The following is a 15411-nucleotide window of genomic DNA, read 5'->3' as shown; positions in this document are numbered from 1 at the left end:
TTACCCTCCCCTTGATGGGGAGGGTCGGCGCGTAGCGCCGGGGCGGGGTGCCTGGCACTTCACCCCCACCCGCGCCTTCGGGGCGACCTCCCCCATCGAGGGGAGGTAAGAGTGCGCGATCTTGACGACCGCCAGCCAGGCATAGCCGCGATAAAGCGCGCCGAAACAGAAGCTTGCGCCGGTTCGCCGAGATTCCGATTCCAAGACTTCGCGCAATGATTCACGTGGCGTGACATGGAATTTCTTGAGCCAGCCGCGCAGGAATCTCCGGAACCAGTTGGGCAAGCCTTCCTGCTGGCCGAAATCGACGACATGCAGCGAGCCGCCGGGCGCGAGTGCCGCAAGGGCTGCCGAAACCGTCTTTTCCCAACCGGGGATCATCGACAGCGAATAGGACACGAAGATGCGGTCGAAGCGCTCGATGCCGAACAGCGTCTTGGCGTCGAAATCGGTGGCGTCGCCGCGCGCCAGCACGACGCGGCCGGACAGGCCGTCGCGGCCGATCGCCTTGCTCGCCGTCTCAAGCATCTCGGCCGAGATGTCGAGGCCGTAGAGGCGGGCGTCGGGATAGCGGCGGGCGGCAAGCGCGATGTTGCGGCCGGTGCCGCAGCCAAGTTCGAGCACTCTGCCATTTGCCGGCACATCCAGCCCGAATATCATCTGGTCGCGGCCGAGCAGGTAATATTTGCGGGTCAGGTCGTAGATATGGCGTTGCCAGCGATAGACGCCGTCCATCAGTTCGGCATGGTCGGCCGGCAGCTCGCTCGCGCTCATGCCGCGCGCTTCACATAAAGGTGGAAGCCGCCATAGATGGCCGAGCGGTCGCGGGCCGAACAGTCGCGCGAGGCCTCGTCCTCGTAGGTCCACTGGTCGAGCAGCGAGATCGAGACGCGGCCCGGCAGCAGGCTGGGCTCGGCGGCGGTACGGAAGATGACTCGGGCGCCGACCGAGGCGGTGCGGGTGATCTCCGACCAAAGGGCATTGAGCTGGTCGTCCGTCATCCAGTCCTGCGCGTCGAGCAGGACGAAACGGTCGACGGTGCCTGCGTCCTTGCCGGCCAGAAACTCGATCAGATTGGCGTGGTGGATGCCGACGCGATCGACATTGTTGCGGATCGCCTTGTAGTTGGCCTCTTCTAGATAGGCGGGCAGGGCGGCCTCGCCCGGATTGGGATAGCGGCGGGCGAAAGCCTGCCAGGCGAAGTAGTTGTTCTTCAGCGGAAAATCGCAAGCGAGCTTTTCCAGCCGGGCCTTCAGCACGCTGGCCATCGAACCATCGCCCGAGGTGATCAGCGAATCGTACTGCGCCGGCGGAATGCCGAGGCCGAACAGCGAAGCCTTGCGCGAGGTAGCCCAGCGCAACAGCTTCTTGTCGAAGACCGGCGCCAGCTCTTCGTTGAAGAAGCGGCGCTGGTCGGCGAGGCTCTTCGACGCCATGATACCGGCGGGATCGACGCCGAAGAATTTGGCGATGCGGTGGCCCATGGCGATGAACAGGCCGAGCAGGCCGGTCTGGTAGAAATTGCGGTCGAAGACGGTTATGCGCCGGCGGCCGCGCCAGTTGCGACGCTCCCAATAGTGGCGGCTGACCGGGTCGAGATGCGGCGCGATGAAGCGGTCATAGGCTTGCGAATTGTGGCTGGTGCCGGCGGCGCCGAAGAAACGGAACAGATCGCCCTGCGAGGGCAGATGCCGCACCGCCTCCAGCTTCATCCGGTTCAAGGCGATGTGGGCGGCGTTGAGGTCGACCGCATCGACGCGTTCAGGCGAGCGGGTGAGGTAGGCGAGGATGTTGCAGCCGCCCGACGCTATGGTGACGACGCGGTGACCCTGGCCAAGCTGCATGGCCTCCATGTCGACTTCAGGGTCTTCCCAGATCTGCGGATAGACGAGACCGGAAAACAAGAGGGCGAACAGCCGCTCCGAGATGCCGGCCTTCGACAGCGGGCGGTTCTGGTAGACGGCTTTTCCAACTTCCTTGCCGCGGCGAAAAACGAGATCCGAGGAGACGTCCGTCATGGCAAAGTGATTCCCCATTTGCTTTGCCGCAAGCGGGTAACTCAGGGGCATGACAGGCGGGTGACAGCCTGTTGACGCGAGTTCAGGCCTTGCCAAATCCCCCGGGTGTCGGCGTCGTCAGGATGACGGCGTCGCCGGCGTCGAGCACGGTCTGGTCGCAGGCCTTCAGCGTCTCGACGCTGCCGTCCTGGCGGCGGACCTTGGTCGAGCCGACCTCGCCGTCACCGCCGCCGTCGAGGCCTTGCGGCGGGCGGTTGCGGTGCGAGGACAGGATGGCGCATTCCATCTTTTCGAGGAAACGGATGGTGCGCCTGGTGCCGTCACCGGCATCCCATTTGCCTTTGCCGCCGGAGCCTTCGCGAATGTGAAAATCCTCGAGCAGCACGGGAAAGCGCAATTCCAGCACCTCCGGGTCGGTCAGGCGCGAATTGGTCATGTGGGTGTGGACGCCGGATGTGCCGGCAAAGCCGCGGCCGGAGTTCATCTGTCCGGCCGGCGAACCGGAGCAGATCGTCTCGTAATACTGGTACTGCTTGTTGCCGAAGGTCAGGTTGTTCATCGTGCCTTGCGCATTGGCCATGGCGCCCATGGCTCCGAACAGCGCGTTGGTGACATGCTGCGAGGTCTCGACATTGCCGGCGACGACTGCTGCGGGGTAGGCCGGCTTCAGCATCGAGCCGTCGGGGATGATGATGTTGATGGGCCTGAGGCACCCGGCATTCATCGGGATCATGTCCTCGACCATGACGCGGAAGGCATAGAGCACGGCGGCGCGGGCGACGGGCTCGGGCGCGTTGAAATTGTTCTTCATGACAGGCGAGGTGCCGGTGAAGTCGACGGTCGCTTCGCTCTTTTGCCGGTCGACCGTGATCTTCACCTTGATCACCTGGCCGGTGTCGGTCGGGTATTCATACTGCGAGCTGTCAGGCAGCCTTTCCAGCACGCGGCGCACGCTTTCGGCGGCATTGTCCTGGACATGACCCATATAGGCTTCGACGACGTCGAGGCCGAAATGGGTGACCATCTTGCGCAATTCCGCCACGCCCTTTTCATTCGCGGCGATCTGCGCCTTTAGGTCGGCGATGTTCTGGTGCGGGTTGCGGGCGGGGTAGGGGTGGTCGGTGAGCAGCGTTTGCAACTCCGCCTCGCGGAATTTTCCGCGATCGACGACGCGGAAATTGTCGAACAGCACGCCTTCCTCGTCGACCGTGGTGGCAAGTGGTGTCATCGAGCCGGGGGCAGTGCCGCCGATATCGGCATGATGGCCGCGTGAGGCTACGTAGAAGATTACTTCCTCCCCCCTTGAGGGGGAGGTGGCGGCGGAGCCGCCGGAGGGGGTCGTTGCGGCAGTGCTCGACGCTCTTGTGGTGCCTTCTGAGAGGACCCCACCCGGCCGCTGCGCGGCCACCCTCCCCTCATGGGGGAGGGAAAAGACCGGCGTCACCACGGTGATGTCGGGCAGATGCGTGCCGCCATTGTAAGGTGCGTTCAGCGCAAAGACGTCGCCGGGGTGGATGTCGCCGGAGTTCAGCCGGATGATGGTTTCGACTGAGCGATCCATTGAGCCGAGATGCACCGGCATGTGCGGCGCGTTGGCGACCAGCGCGCCGTGGCGGTCGAAGACGGCGCAGGAGAAATCCAGCCTTTCCTTGATGTTGACGGAATAGGCGGTGTTCTGCAGCGTAACGCCCATCTGTTCGGCGATCGACATGAAGAGGTTGTTGAAGACCTCCAGCATCACCGGATCGGCTTCGGTACCGAGGGCAGCCGTGCGAACTTTCCGTTCGGTGCGGCGGATGACGACGTGATTGAGGTTGGTGATTTCGGCCTGCCAGCCCGGCTCGACGACGATGGTCTGGTTCGGCTCGATGATCAAAGCGGGGCCTGGGACCAGATTGGATGGGCGCAGGTTTTCGCGGCGATGGATGCCGGCCTCACGCCAGCGGCCCTCGGTGTAGATGCGCCGCGTTCCCGACGCACCCGCTTCAACCATTGCCGGTCCGGCGGGCGCAACGGCTTCGGCCGTGGTCTCGACGATCTCGGCGCCTTCCACGCCAACGACCTCGACGATCATCGGCTTGTCATCATAGACGAACCCGAACTGCGCCTTGTGGGCCACTTCGAAATCGCGCCTGGCCTGGAAGATCGAGTCGCCTTCGAAATTCACCGGCAGCGTGGTGTCGGTGCCGTCATAGCGGATGTGCAGCACCGGCTTTGCGGCAACCTTGTCCTGCGCAATGCCTTGCGCTGCCAATTCGGCGATGACGGCTTTTTTCAACGTGCCGATGAGGCTGCCGATCTCGGTCCTGGATTCTTCGGCAAGCGGCTTCAGGAGTGCCTGCTGGCGCGACGCGAAAACCGACGACAGGCCGATACCGTAGGCTGAGAGCAGACCGGAGAAGGGGTGGATCAGTACCGCCTCCATGCCGAGCGCGTCGGCAACCAGGCAGGCATGCTGGCCGCCGGCGCCGCCAAAACAGTTCAAGAGATATTCGGTGACATCGTAGCCGCGCTGCACGGAGATCTTCTTGATGGCGTTTGCCATGTTTTCCACCGCGATGGTGACGAACCCTTCGGCGACGGCTTCCGGTGTGCGGCCATCGCCGATTTCGGCGGCGAGCGCAGCGAATTTTTTATGCACGGCGGCGACGTCGAGCGGCTGGTCCTGGCCCGGGCCGAAAATTGCCGGGAAGAAATCGGGCTGCAGCTTGCCCAGCATGACATTGGCGTCGGTGACGGCCAGCGGGCCGCCGCGCCGGTAGGCGGCGGGGCCAGGATTGGCGCCGGCGGAATCCGGGCCGGCGCGGAAACGGCCGGCTTCGTAGTGCAGGATCGAGCCGCCGCCGGCAGCGACGGTATGGATGCGCATCATCGGCGCGCGGATGCGCACGCCGGCGACCTCGGTGTCGAAGGCGCGCTCATACTCGCCGTCATAATGGGCGACATCGGTGGAGGTGCCGCCCATGTCGAAGCCGATGACTTTCTCGAAACCGGCGAGTTTCGCCGTTTCGACCATGCCGACGACACCGCCAGCCGGGCCGGACAGCAGCGCGTCCTTGCCCTGAAACATGTCGGCGGCGGTGAGCCCGCCCGACGACATCATGAACATCAGGCGAGGGTTTTCCCTCCCCCTCGAGGGGAGGGTGGCGGCGGAGCCGCCGGGTGGGGTCGCCGCGGCAGTGCTCGACGCTTTGGTGGTGCCTCCTGAGAGAACCCCCTCTGTCGGCTTTGCCGACTGCCCTTCGCTATGGCTCCGGGCGTTCGTCGCTGAAAAAGCCAAATCGTCGGCTTTTTCTCGGCCTTTGGCCGACCGCTCCTCACCCTCCACAAGTGGGGAGATTGGCATCGCGCCCAGTTCTCCCGCCACCCTTTGCACATAGCGCGACAGGATCGGCGACAGATAAGCATCGACCACGGTGGTGTCGCCGCGGCCGACCAGCTTGATCAGCGGCGAGACCTCATGGCTGACCGAGACTTGGCTGAACCCGATCTTGCGGCAGACTTTCGCCACCGCCTTCTCGTGGTCGGGATATTTCCAGGCATGCATGAAGACGATGGCCACCGCATCGATGCCGTCAGCCTTCGCCTGTTCGATGGCGGGGCGGCAGGCGGCGATGTCGAGCAAGCGCTCGACCTCGCCATTGGCGCGCACGCGTTCGTCGATCTCGATGACCCGCTCGTAGAGCTGTTCCGGAAGGATGATCTCCTTGGCGAAGATGTCCGGCCGGGCCTGATAGGCGATCTTCAGCGCATCGCGAAAGCCCTTGGTGATGAGCAAAAGCACACGGTCGCCCTTGCGCTCCAGCAGCGCATTCGTGGCAACGGTGGTACCCATCTTGACGTCACCGACCAGGCCCGGAGGAATAGCGGTGCCGGATTTCAGCCCCAAAAGCTCGCGGATGCCGGCTAGGGCCGCATCGGGATAGGCTTCGGGATTTTCCGACAGGAATTTCCTGGGATGCAAACCGCCTTGCGGATCACGTCCGATCACGTCGGTGAAGGTGCCGCCGCGGTCGATCCAAAAATCCCATTTCTTGTCCACGCAGAACTCCGGCATTGCATTTGGGTCCAGACTGTTAGTTCGGCATCGCCCGGCCCGCAATCGGTAGTGCGCGGATGTTACATCAGGAAACGCAACGTTACGAAACTCATGACCGTTTGATGCATTTTGCCTTCGACCGTTCACCGCAACGTGAGCGTGTGTTGAAGGAGAGATGTCATGAAAAAGCTGATTCTTGCTTCCGTTTCCGCCCTGGCCCTGTTCGGCGTTGCCGCCTGCAGCGACAGCGGTACGGATAACACCACCACCCAGAGCACCAATCCGCCAGCCGCCGAGCCCATGAAGCCGGCGACGCCGGATGCACCGAAGCCTGCAGAACCGGCTCCGGCAACACCTGCTCCTGCCCCCGCGCAGTAGCAGCAGTCTCGGTCACTTTGACGTGACGAGAGAGGAGGCCGGCTTCGCGCCGGCCTTCCTGCGTTTAGGCGATTCGGGGGCTCAAGGGCCTTGAACCGGCTCTTTCCTACGGTTTGGGATCTGGCGCGTCGGTTGCTTGCGTAAATCGATCCACTCTGCGGCGCTGTCTTGGCTTGATAGCAATGGCCGGCGGCCCTAATAAGCGCTCATGTCGATTTGGGATCGCCTCGGCGACTTCATCACCCGCGTTTCATCTTCAGCCACGTCCGGCGTCGCCGATGTGGTCGAGGCCGTGCGCACGGTTTTCTCCGGTGACGCCGATCTGCGCCGGCGCGTCGCCTTCTCTGTGGCGATGATTGCGCTGTCAGCCAAGATGGCCAAGGCCGATGGCATCGTCACCCAGGACGAGGTTCGCGCGTTCCAGGAAATATTCGAGGTGCCGCGAGAACAGACCCGCAATGTGGCGCGGCTTTACGATCTGGCCAAGCGCGACGTCGCCGGGTTCGAGACCTATGCCGAGAGTATGGCGCAGATGTGCGGCTCGGGCCATTCGAACTGCGTCATGCTGGAAGACATACTCGACGGTCTGTTCCATATCGCCAAGGCGGACGGGCTGGTGCATGAGCGCGAAGGGATTTTCCTGCACCGTATTGCCGAGATTTTCCGCATCGACGAGGTGCACTACGAGGCCATCCTGGCCAGGCACGTCAATCTCGGCGCCGGCGATCCCTATATCGTGCTCGGCATTGAGCGCGGGAAACCGTTCGAGGAGGTCAGGAAGCGATACCGCAAGCTGGTCTCCGACAATCATCCGGACCGGCTGATCGCGCGCGGCCTGCCGCAGGAATTCATCAAGATTGCAACGACCAGGGTCGCGGCGATCAACGCGGCCTATGAAATGATCGAGCGGGGCCTCAGGCACGCATGAGCGGCTTCCCGCCCGACGAGCCAAGCGCGGAGGTCAGGGTATCGCCGAATTTCGGCCCGCGGCGCGAAACCCTCAGGCCCGACATGATCGTGCTGCACTATACCGGCATGGCGACTGGTGCTGCCGCGGAAGCCTGGTTGTGCGACCCCGCAAGCGAAGTCTCGTCGCACTACCTCGTCCATGAGGACGGTCGCATTATCCAGATGGTGCGCGAAAGCGACCGCGCCTGGCATGCCGGTGCAAGTTCCTGGTTCGGGCGTACCGACATCAACTCCTGTTCGGTCGGCATCGAAATCGTCAATCCCGGCCATTCGCTCGGCTATTCGGCCTTTCCCAAGCGGCAGGTGGAAGCGGTGATCGGGCTTTGCCTTGGTATCATCGAACGCCATTGCATTTCGGCGCAAAGGGTGCTTGCCCATTCCGACATAGCGCCGGGGCGCAAGATCGACCCGGGCGAGAAATTCCCCTGGAAGGCGCTGTTTGCGGCCGGGGTCGGCCATCTCGTGCCTGCGGCGCCGGTCCGGCGCGGCGCGGTGCTGAAAGCCGGCGATACCGGCGCCGAGGTCGAGACACTGCAGTCGATGCTGGCGCTCTATGGCTATGGCGTCGAGATATCAGGTGTCTTCGACCGCCAGACCGAAATCGTCGTCGAAGCTTTTCAACGGCATTTCCGACCGCGCCTGGTGGATGGTGTCGCCGACGGCTCTACGTCTAGCACGCTGCAAAGCCTGCTGACTTCCCTTAGGTCAGTTGCGTCTAAATAATCGTTTCCTGATATTCAAGTTACAGCCTGTCACTGAAAGTGAATTGCCTCGCCTTGTTCGACACAAATTCCGCCCTCAAAGGCAGTTCGTGCAAGTTATCGGACCTCCAGCCCCCCGGATGCTCCGATATTGATTAGGCGTTGCTGCGTGAAGATCTTCGCGCGGCCAAACAGAACGGGACCACATGCAGAAATTGACCGTTGTAACGGCAGCTATTGCTGCCGGCGTAATGACTTTTACCTTCAGCACGGCCGATGCCGCACCACTGAGCCAGAGGGCAGACCAGGGCTTCATCGCCGCACCCGCCAAAGCCACCATGACGAAGGCAAACCCAAAAACAAAAAGGGCAACCACCGCGAAAGTGCGCAAAGCAGCCGTGGTGAAAGCCAGAAAAGCAACGGCCAAGAGGCATTTTAAGCGCAACAGGAAGAGCGTCGACCTGACGACGACCGCATCGATCCGCCCAAGCACCGCTGCGGAGTCGACTGCGGCAGCCGCGCTTGGCGGCCAGTATTCGGCGATCATTGCCCGCTATGCCGCGGCCGAAGGCGTGCCGGTGTCGCTGGCCCAGGCGGTCATCAAGATCGAGAGCAACTACCGGCCGAACATCGTCGGCAGCGCGGGTGAAATCGGCCTGATGCAGATCAAGCCGGCAACAGCGCGGATGATGGGATATAGCGGCTCCGCCAAGGGTCTGTTCGATCCCGACACCAACATCAAATACGGCATGAAGTACCTTGCCATGGCGCGCAATCTCGGCGGCGGCACCACCTGCGGCACGATCCTGAAATACAATGCCGGCCATGCCGCGACGCGGATGAACCCGGTGTCGGCGGCGTATTGCGGCAAGGTCAAGGTGCAGTTGGCGGCATTGGGATCGCCGGCATAAGTCTGCTTTTTCATTTGCGTTTTGGAACGTGAACCCCTTTATACGCTCTGCCAGCTGGCCGGGCGGCCGCACCCGCAAAGCCGAAAGGCTGCGGGTGAGGAAAGTCCGGGCTCCATGGAGACACGGTGCCGGTTAATGGCCGGCGGGGGCGACCCCAGGGAAAGTGCCACAGAAAGCAAACCGCCACGATTTATCGGGGCAAGGGTGAAAGGGTGGGGTAAGAGCCCACCGCGCGACTGGCAACAGGAGCGGCACGGTAAACCCCACCGGGAGCAAGACCGAATAGGGACGGTGCGAGGGGAAACCTTCGAGGGCTGTTTCCGGCTCACCGTCCGGGTAGGTTGCGTGAGGCGCATGGCAACATGCGCCCAAGATGAATGGCCGCCACGTTCTCGCCCCGAAAGGGGCGAGGGCCATACAAAACCCGGCTTACAGGCCAGCTGGCAATTTCTCCCCATATCGCGATTAATCCTTTGGGATCAGCAGTCTGCGCCTTCGGGCGCAGCTGACGATTCAGGTGCTTGAGCGATTGAATCAAGTACGCATGCTGGGGTCGAGACAAACGCATCCTTGAAGCTGGTACGATTTAATCGTACCATGATTGTCATGGTTTGATCAGGAGCGCATCATGGGTCACGTCGACAAACGCAGCATCACGCTTTCGCCGGAACTGGCGGCGGCGGTCGACGATGTCGTGGCCGCCGGCGAATATGCCTCGGCCAGCGAAGTCATCCGTGATGCGCTGCGGCAATGGAAAGACCGCCGCGATCTTCTCGGCTACACGGTCGAGGAATTGCGCAGGCTGGTTCAGGAGGGGATCGACAGCGGACCGGCGGTGGACGGCCAGCCCTTCATGGACCGGCTGCGAGCCAAATATCAGAGGATGTCGGAAGCTGCAGGCTCGGAAGAGTGAAATATCGGCTGCTTCCTCAGGCGATATCAGATGTCGAAGGCATCGGTGACTACATTGCGGAACATAGCCCAAAGGGAGCCATGCGCCTTGTGGACGCTTTGGAGAGGCGCTGGACACTGCTCACCTTGCACCCGTTCTCAGGTGCGCCGCGCGATGATATCGCGCCCGGCATTCGTCATCTGATCGTCGGCGAATATGTCACTCTGTATCGCATGGGCGAAGACGCGATCGAGATCGTCCGCGTTTTGCACGGCAGGCGCGATATTGGCGCCGACGACTTGGTGACCTAACCGCCAGCTCAGATGCCGATGTTGTCCAGCGATGCCTCGATCGCCTGCCAGAGTTCTTCCACCGGCTCGCAGCCCACCGACAGGCGCACGAAGCCGGGCGGAACCGAATCTCCTCGCTTGGCCCGCCGCTCGGCGGAGGTGTGGACACCCCCGAACGACGTTGCCGCCTGCATCAGCGTGCAGTTGTTGATGAAATCCTCGGCCTTTTCCTGGGAGAGGAGTTCGAAGGACATGAGGAAGCCGAAGCGCTCCATCTGCGCCCGGGCGAGGTTGTGCGACGGGTCGCCCTCCAGCCCGGGGTAGCGCAAGCCGCTAACGGCGCGATGGTTTTTCAGGCGCTTCGCGATCACCTCGGCAGAAGAACACATGCGGTCGAAGCGTACCTCCAGCGTCTCCAGGCCGCGATGCACCAGCCAAGCCTCGAACGGGCCGGGAATGCCGCCCGCGGTCTCGCGCCAGCCGGTGACGGCCGCGATGATATCTGGATTGCGGCTGGCGACATGGCCGAACAGCACGTCGGAATGCCCATTGGCCGCCTTGGTGTCGGCAGCAACGACAATGTCGGCGCCGAGATCGAGCGGACGCTGGCCGAACGGCGTCATCGTGGTGTTGTCGACGACGACGATCGCGCCCGCTTGGTGCGCCGCCTCGGCGACGGCTGTGATGTCGCAAATGTCCAATCGCGGATTTGACGGGGTTTCAATGTAGATAAGGCGGTAGCCGTCGAAGCCGCCGTCGAGGAATGTAGATGTCGGCCGCAGATCATAAATGACGCCGAACGGCTTGAGGAAACGCTCGGCCAGCGCCCTTGTGGCGTGATAGCCGTCGGAGGGCAAAAGCACGCGGTCGCCGGATTTCAACAGGCCGAAAAACACCGCCGAGATCGCCGCCATCCCCGAGGGGAAGCCGACGCATGGCGCGTCTTCGAGATGCGCCAGCATGTGCTCGACCGCATCCCAGGTGGCGTTGCTGTAACGGCCGTACTGACTGTAGCCGGCGCCGTCGCCCGGGTTGTGGAAAATAGCGGCCATGGTCAGCGGCAATGGGATGGGGTCGCCTTTGGCAAGTCCGTCGCGACGCAGATGGGCAAGGGAGGCCGCGCGGGACCTGGCTGTTTCGGACATGGATTTCTGACCTTGTTGCTCAGCGAAAAGACTGACGACGCTATTCGCGGCAGTGATGCGCGGCAAGCCGCTTCCGCTTGGGCCAGCCCGCTCTAAACGGTTCGTTAGGCTTAATGGGAGATAAAGACGGGAGTGTTGTCAGAGCTGCTCTCACCGGTTGTGGCGCGCGCGTTTGTGAAGCCTGTTCCCGTTGACGCCCATAGTGCCCCATGATATCCCATTTCGATACCAAAGCCTTCGTTCCGCGTCAGGGTAAAGCGTACGCCAATCGGGCAGCCGCGGCGGCTGTGCGTTTGCGGGGTTTTGCCGCTGGGATCGAAGCGGATTTTCGGCAGGGGACGCGCTTCGGCGCGGACGAAAACATGGAGAGGGGTGCGGCGGCGGAAGCGGCTGCAGCGTGTAATGGACCGGTTTCTGTCAAGCGCGGTGAACAGGATCGATGCGAAGGGGCGGGTCTCCGTTCCGGCGCATTTCCGCACTGTCGTGCAGAAACGCGGCTATTCGGAGCTCTACGCGCTGCGCGGACTGGACGTGCCTGCGATGGATGTCGGCGGGCTCGATCTGCTCGACCGCTACGAGCAGCGCATCGCGCTGGAAGACCCTTTTTTGCAGACGGCGGACGATATGTCGTTCTTCTGCCATGGCGACGGGACGTTCCTGAAGCTCGATCAGGATGGCCGCATCACGATGAGCGATTTCATCCGCCAGCATACGGGCATCACGAGCGAAGTGGCCTTTGTCGGCCGTGGCAATTTCTTTCAAGTTTGGGAGCCTGGACGGCTGGCCGCCTATGGGGCGCAGGCGCGCGCTCGGCTTTTGCAGCTTCGGCAGGGGACGAAGGCTCACGAGGCCAAGGCTGGGGAGCGGCCGGAATGATGGCGGATCACGGCGATGATCTCAGCGCCGTTGGCGGACCGGTCCGCCACATTCCGGTCCTCCTCGCCGAAGTGCTGGAGGCGCTCTCACCCAAAGCCGGCGATGTGATCGTCGACGGCACGTTTGGCGCCGGCGGCTACACCAAGGCGATCCTGGCGAGCGGCGCCTCGGTGGTGGCGATCGATCGCGATCCCGATGCGATTGCCGCCGGGCGCGGCCTGGAACAGCAATCCGGCGGCAGGCTAAGGCTGGTGCAGGCGCCATTTTCGACGCTGGACGAGCAGGTCGAAAGCGCCGACGGCGTTGTCCTCGACATCGGCATTTCCTCCATGCAGGTCGACCAGCCCGAGCGCGGCTTTTCGTTCCGCACCGACGGGCCGCTCGACATGCGCATGGCGCAGGCGGGCTTGAGTGCTGCCGACGTCGTCAATTCGTTCAAGATAGGCGACCTTGCCCGCATCTTCGGCTTCCTCGGCGAAGAGCGGAATGCCGGCCGCATTGCCCGCATGATCGAGTCACGCCGCGAAAAACGTCCGTTCGAGCGCACGCTCGATCTCGCCGACGCCATCGAAACGCATATCGGCCGCGCGCCGAAGGACAAGATTCATCCGGCCACCCGCGTCTTCCAGGCGCTGCGCATTTTCGTCAATGACGAGCTGGGCGAATTGGCCAAAGCCCTAATGGCATCCGAGCGGGTATTGAAGCCCGGCGGGCGGCTTGCCGTGGTGACGTTCCATTCGCTGGAAGACCGCATCGTCAAGCGGTTCATCGCCGACCGCGCCGACGTCGCCACCGGCTCACGTCATTTGCCCGAGGCGCACGCGCGCACTGCGACCTTCCGCAAGGCTGGTGGCGGCGTGACGGCAGGCGATGCCGAGGTCGCTGCCAATCCGCGGGCGCGCTCGGCCAGGCTGCGTACCGCCATCCGCACCGAGGCGCCGGCGCGCGCCGGTGATCTCACCATTTTCGGCCTTCCAAAGCTTCCCGGCATCCAGGCGCCGCGAGAGAGGTGAATACGTGTTTCGAACCAGCGACATAGTCCTGATCGCCGTCATGGTCTCGGCCGCGGCCCTGACCTACAAGGCCAAGCGCGAGGCCGAGGAACAGCTGGCTTCGGTGCAGAAGATCGAGGCGCAGATCCGCTATGAGGAGGACACGATCGACCTGCTCAAGGCCGACTGGAGCCTGCTGACCCAGCCGTCGCGCCTGCAGAAGCTGGCTGAAATCTACAAATCGCAGCTCGCACTCGAGCCGGTCAATGCGCGGCAGATCGTCGGGCTCGACGACCTGCCGGCAAAACCGCTCAACATCGAGGACCTGTCGTCGCAACGGCTTGGCGGCATGGCCGACAATTCCGGCAAAGGACCAGCCGACAAGGATCCCGTGGTCACCGGAGCCATCGTCCAATGATCGCTGGATTTCCAATGCGCGCCAAACTTCCGTCGGTCGGCAAATTGCTGAAGCGCCGCGCACGGACCGGCGAGGACGGCTCCATCGTGGTCGAAGGCGCGCGCAAGGCGACCGGCGGCAAGGCCAAGACCCGCATCGTGATGACGATGGCGGTGTTCTTCGGCATCTATTCGACCATCGCCGGGCGGCTGGTCTATCTCGGTTTCCAGTCCCCCGACATGTCGAATGGGCCGCAAAGCCGGGTGACGGCGTCGCGTCCCGACATCGTCGACCGCAACGGCGAGGTGCTGGCGACCGACATCAAGACGGCATCGCTGTTTGCCGAGCCGCGCCGCATCGTCGATGCCGACGAGGCGATCGAAAAGCTGTCGACCATTCTGCCAGATATCGACCCCGAGCAGACCTATCACAAGCTGAAGAGCGGCGCCGGCTTCGTCTGGCTGCAGCGGCAGCTGACACCCAAGCAGCAGGCCGACATCATGCAGCTCGGCATTCCCGGCATCGGCTTTCGCACCGAAAAGCGCCGCTTCTATCCTGCCGGCGTGACCTCGTCCTACATTGTCGGCCTCACCAACATCGACAATCAGGGCATCTCCGGCATGGAGAAGTACATTGACGAGCAGGGCCTGAGCGACCTGCAGGCCTCAGGCTTGGCGATCGCCAAGGATCTGAAGCCGGTTCAGCTGTCGATCGACCTGCGCGTCCAGCATGTGGTGCGCGACGAGATTGCCGCCGGCCTCGAGCGCTATCGCGCCATGGGCGCCGGCGCAGTCGTGCTCAACATCAAGACCGGCGAAGTGGTGGCGATGGCCTCGGTGCCGGATTTCGATCCGAACAATCCCTTCAATGCGCAGGACAAGGATCGGCTGAACCGCATGTCGGCCGGCCTCTACGAGATGGGATCGACCTTCAAGAGCTTCACCTCGGCCATGGCACTCGATTCCGGCAAGGCGAATATGAACAGCCGTTTCGACGCCTCGCACCCAATCCGGGTCGGCCATCAGGCCATCCACGATTTCCACGGCAAGAACCGCGTGCTGTCATTGCCGGAGGTGTTCCTTTACTCCTCCAATATCGGATCGGCGCGTGAGGCCGAAATGGTCGGCATCGAGGGGCACCGCGAATTCCTGCATCGCCTTGGCCTTCTGGACAGGATGCAGACCGAACTGCCTGAGGTCGCGCGCCCGACCGAACCGAAGGTCTGGAAGCAGGTCAACTCCTTCACCATCGCCTTCGGCCATGGCGTGTCGACGACGCCGCTGCAGGCGGCCGTCGGCTGCGCGGCGCTGATGCAGGGCTATTTGATCCCGCCGACTTTCCTGGTCCGCAGCGAGCAGGATGCCATGGCGGCGGCCAAGAGAGTGGTCAGCGAAAAGACTGTGGAGGGCATGCGCTACCTCTATACGCTCAATGCCGAGAAGGGCTCGGCCAGAAACGCCAGGGCCCCCGGCTACCGCGTTGGCGGCAAGACCGGAACCGCCGAGAAGGTCATCAATGGCCGCTACTCGAAGGAACTGAATTTCAACACCTTCGTCGCCGCCTTCCCGATGGACGATCCGCAATATCTGGTGTTTACGATCGCTGACGCTCCGCACCCGGAAAAGCCAGGAATGACCGACGTTGCCGCCAACAATGCGGGTGTCATGGCCGGAAACATCATCAGGCGGGCAGCCGCCATGCTTGGCGTGAAGCCAGATTTCAGCCATGAAAATGGCGCAACGCTGGTTTCCTATCAGTGATTCTTAGGGCGCGCCGGCAACTGCGCGCCATTTTGTTGAGATA

At 63.0% G+C, this 15411-nt stretch carries 13 protein-coding genes, 1 other RNA gene and 1 pseudogene; 11 read left to right on the top strand and 4 right to left on the bottom strand.

Annotated elements, in window-relative coordinates; genetic code table 11:
* Nucleotides 1–117 precede the first annotated feature (117 nt).
* The 3 genes and pseudogenes from NKJ64_RS25645 to NKJ64_RS25635 form a co-directional block, all read right to left on the bottom strand.
* A pseudogene (locus NKJ64_RS25645) lies at nucleotides 118–774 on the bottom strand (class I SAM-dependent methyltransferase); the annotation flags it as partial.
* Nucleotides 771–2069 carry a BtaA family protein gene (locus NKJ64_RS25640; protein ID WP_352463549.1) on the bottom strand — a complete coding sequence of 433 codons (1299 nt, stop codon included), beginning with the start codon at nucleotides 2067–2069 and terminating at the stop codon, nucleotides 771–773. The pseudogene NKJ64_RS25645 and the gene NKJ64_RS25640, both read right to left, overlap by 4 nt.
* Before the next feature lie 31 nt (nucleotides 2070–2100).
* A complete protein-coding gene (locus NKJ64_RS25635; RefSeq protein ID WP_352463548.1) occupies nucleotides 2101–6060 on the bottom strand; it encodes a hydantoinase B/oxoprolinase family protein in 3960 nt (1319 codons plus the stop codon).
* A gap of 177 nt (nucleotides 6061–6237) precedes the next feature.
* Between NKJ64_RS25635 and NKJ64_RS25630 the strand changes: the two genes are divergently transcribed.
* The 7 genes from NKJ64_RS25630 to NKJ64_RS25600 all read left to right on the top strand — a co-directional run bounded on the left by NKJ64_RS25630 (nucleotide 6238) and on the right by NKJ64_RS25600 (nucleotide 10219).
* On the top strand, nucleotides 6238–6435 hold the full coding sequence (locus tag NKJ64_RS25630) for a hypothetical protein (RefSeq protein WP_023668260.1): 198 nt from the start codon (nucleotides 6238–6240) through the stop codon (nucleotides 6433–6435).
* A gap of 208 nt (nucleotides 6436–6643) precedes the next feature.
* Nucleotides 6644–7363: a J domain-containing protein gene (locus NKJ64_RS25625; RefSeq protein WP_023699613.1), complete on the top strand. Its 720-nt coding sequence runs from the start codon at nucleotides 6644–6646 to the stop codon at nucleotides 7361–7363.
* Nucleotides 7360–8127, top strand: coding sequence for an N-acetylmuramoyl-L-alanine amidase (locus tag NKJ64_RS25620; RefSeq protein ID WP_023753535.1), 768 nt, complete (start codon nucleotides 7360–7362; stop codon nucleotides 8125–8127). Before NKJ64_RS25625 ends, NKJ64_RS25620 begins: the two co-directional genes overlap by 4 nt.
* Nucleotides 8128–8311: 184 nt before the next feature.
* A complete protein-coding gene (locus tag NKJ64_RS25615; protein ID WP_352463547.1) occupies nucleotides 8312–9016 on the top strand; it encodes a lytic transglycosylase domain-containing protein in 705 nt (234 codons plus the stop codon).
* A 50-nt stretch (nucleotides 9017–9066) separates the two neighbouring features.
* Nucleotides 9067–9464: RNase P RNA component class A (rnpB, locus tag NKJ64_RS25610), an RNA gene on the top strand.
* Between the two features lie 180 nt (nucleotides 9465–9644).
* Nucleotides 9645–9929 carry a type II toxin-antitoxin system ParD family antitoxin gene (locus NKJ64_RS25605; RefSeq protein ID WP_023688026.1) on the top strand — a complete coding sequence of 95 codons (285 nt, stop codon included), beginning with the start codon at nucleotides 9645–9647 and terminating at the stop codon, nucleotides 9927–9929.
* Nucleotides 9926–10219: a type II toxin-antitoxin system RelE/ParE family toxin gene (locus tag NKJ64_RS25600; RefSeq protein ID WP_023668265.1), complete on the top strand. Its 294-nt coding sequence runs from the start codon at nucleotides 9926–9928 to the stop codon at nucleotides 10217–10219. The genes NKJ64_RS25605 and NKJ64_RS25600 overlap by 4 nt, the downstream gene beginning before the upstream one ends.
* Nucleotides 10220–10227: 8 nt before the next feature.
* On the opposite strand, the gene NKJ64_RS25595 is transcribed toward NKJ64_RS25600, so the two are convergent.
* On the bottom strand, nucleotides 10228–11343 hold the full coding sequence (locus NKJ64_RS25595; RefSeq protein ID WP_352463546.1) for a cystathionine gamma-lyase: 1116 nt from the start codon (nucleotides 11341–11343) through the stop codon (nucleotides 10228–10230).
* 402 nt (nucleotides 11344–11745) lie between these two features.
* On the opposite strand from NKJ64_RS25595, the gene mraZ reads away from it, so the two are divergent.
* From mraZ to NKJ64_RS25575, 4 genes are read left to right on the top strand one after another with little or no spacing between them, the layout of a single operon-like run.
* Complete coding sequence (mraZ, locus tag NKJ64_RS25590) at nucleotides 11746–12219, top strand: division/cell wall cluster transcriptional repressor MraZ (RefSeq protein ID WP_352463545.1); 474 nt, start codon at nucleotides 11746–11748, stop codon at nucleotides 12217–12219.
* Nucleotides 12216–13232, top strand: a complete 1017-nt coding sequence (gene rsmH, locus NKJ64_RS25585) for a 16S rRNA (cytosine(1402)-N(4))-methyltransferase RsmH (protein WP_023714771.1) — start codon at nucleotides 12216–12218, stop codon at nucleotides 13230–13232. The genes mraZ and rsmH overlap by 4 nt, the downstream gene beginning before the upstream one ends.
* A gap of 4 nt (nucleotides 13233–13236) precedes the next feature.
* Nucleotides 13237–13629 (top strand): cell division protein FtsL, encoded by a 393-nt coding sequence (gene ftsL / locus NKJ64_RS25580; RefSeq protein ID WP_023682142.1) that lies wholly within the window; start codon nucleotides 13237–13239, stop codon nucleotides 13627–13629.
* Nucleotides 13630–13643: 14 nt separating this feature from the next.
* The gene (locus NKJ64_RS25575) at nucleotides 13644–15368 is read left to right on the top strand and encodes a peptidoglycan D,D-transpeptidase FtsI family protein (RefSeq protein WP_023690872.1); all 1725 of its coding nucleotides are present in this window, start codon (nucleotides 13644–13646) and stop codon (nucleotides 15366–15368) included.
* Nucleotides 15369–15411: the final 43 nt, after the last annotated feature.

Origin of the sequence: Mesorhizobium sp. M0062 (assembly GCF_040323125.1) — a bacterium.
Lineage (GTDB): Bacteria > Pseudomonadota > Alphaproteobacteria > Rhizobiales > Rhizobiaceae > Mesorhizobium.
Note: the sequence above shows the minus strand (reverse complement) of the source record. Positions and strands in the feature narration are given on the sequence as shown.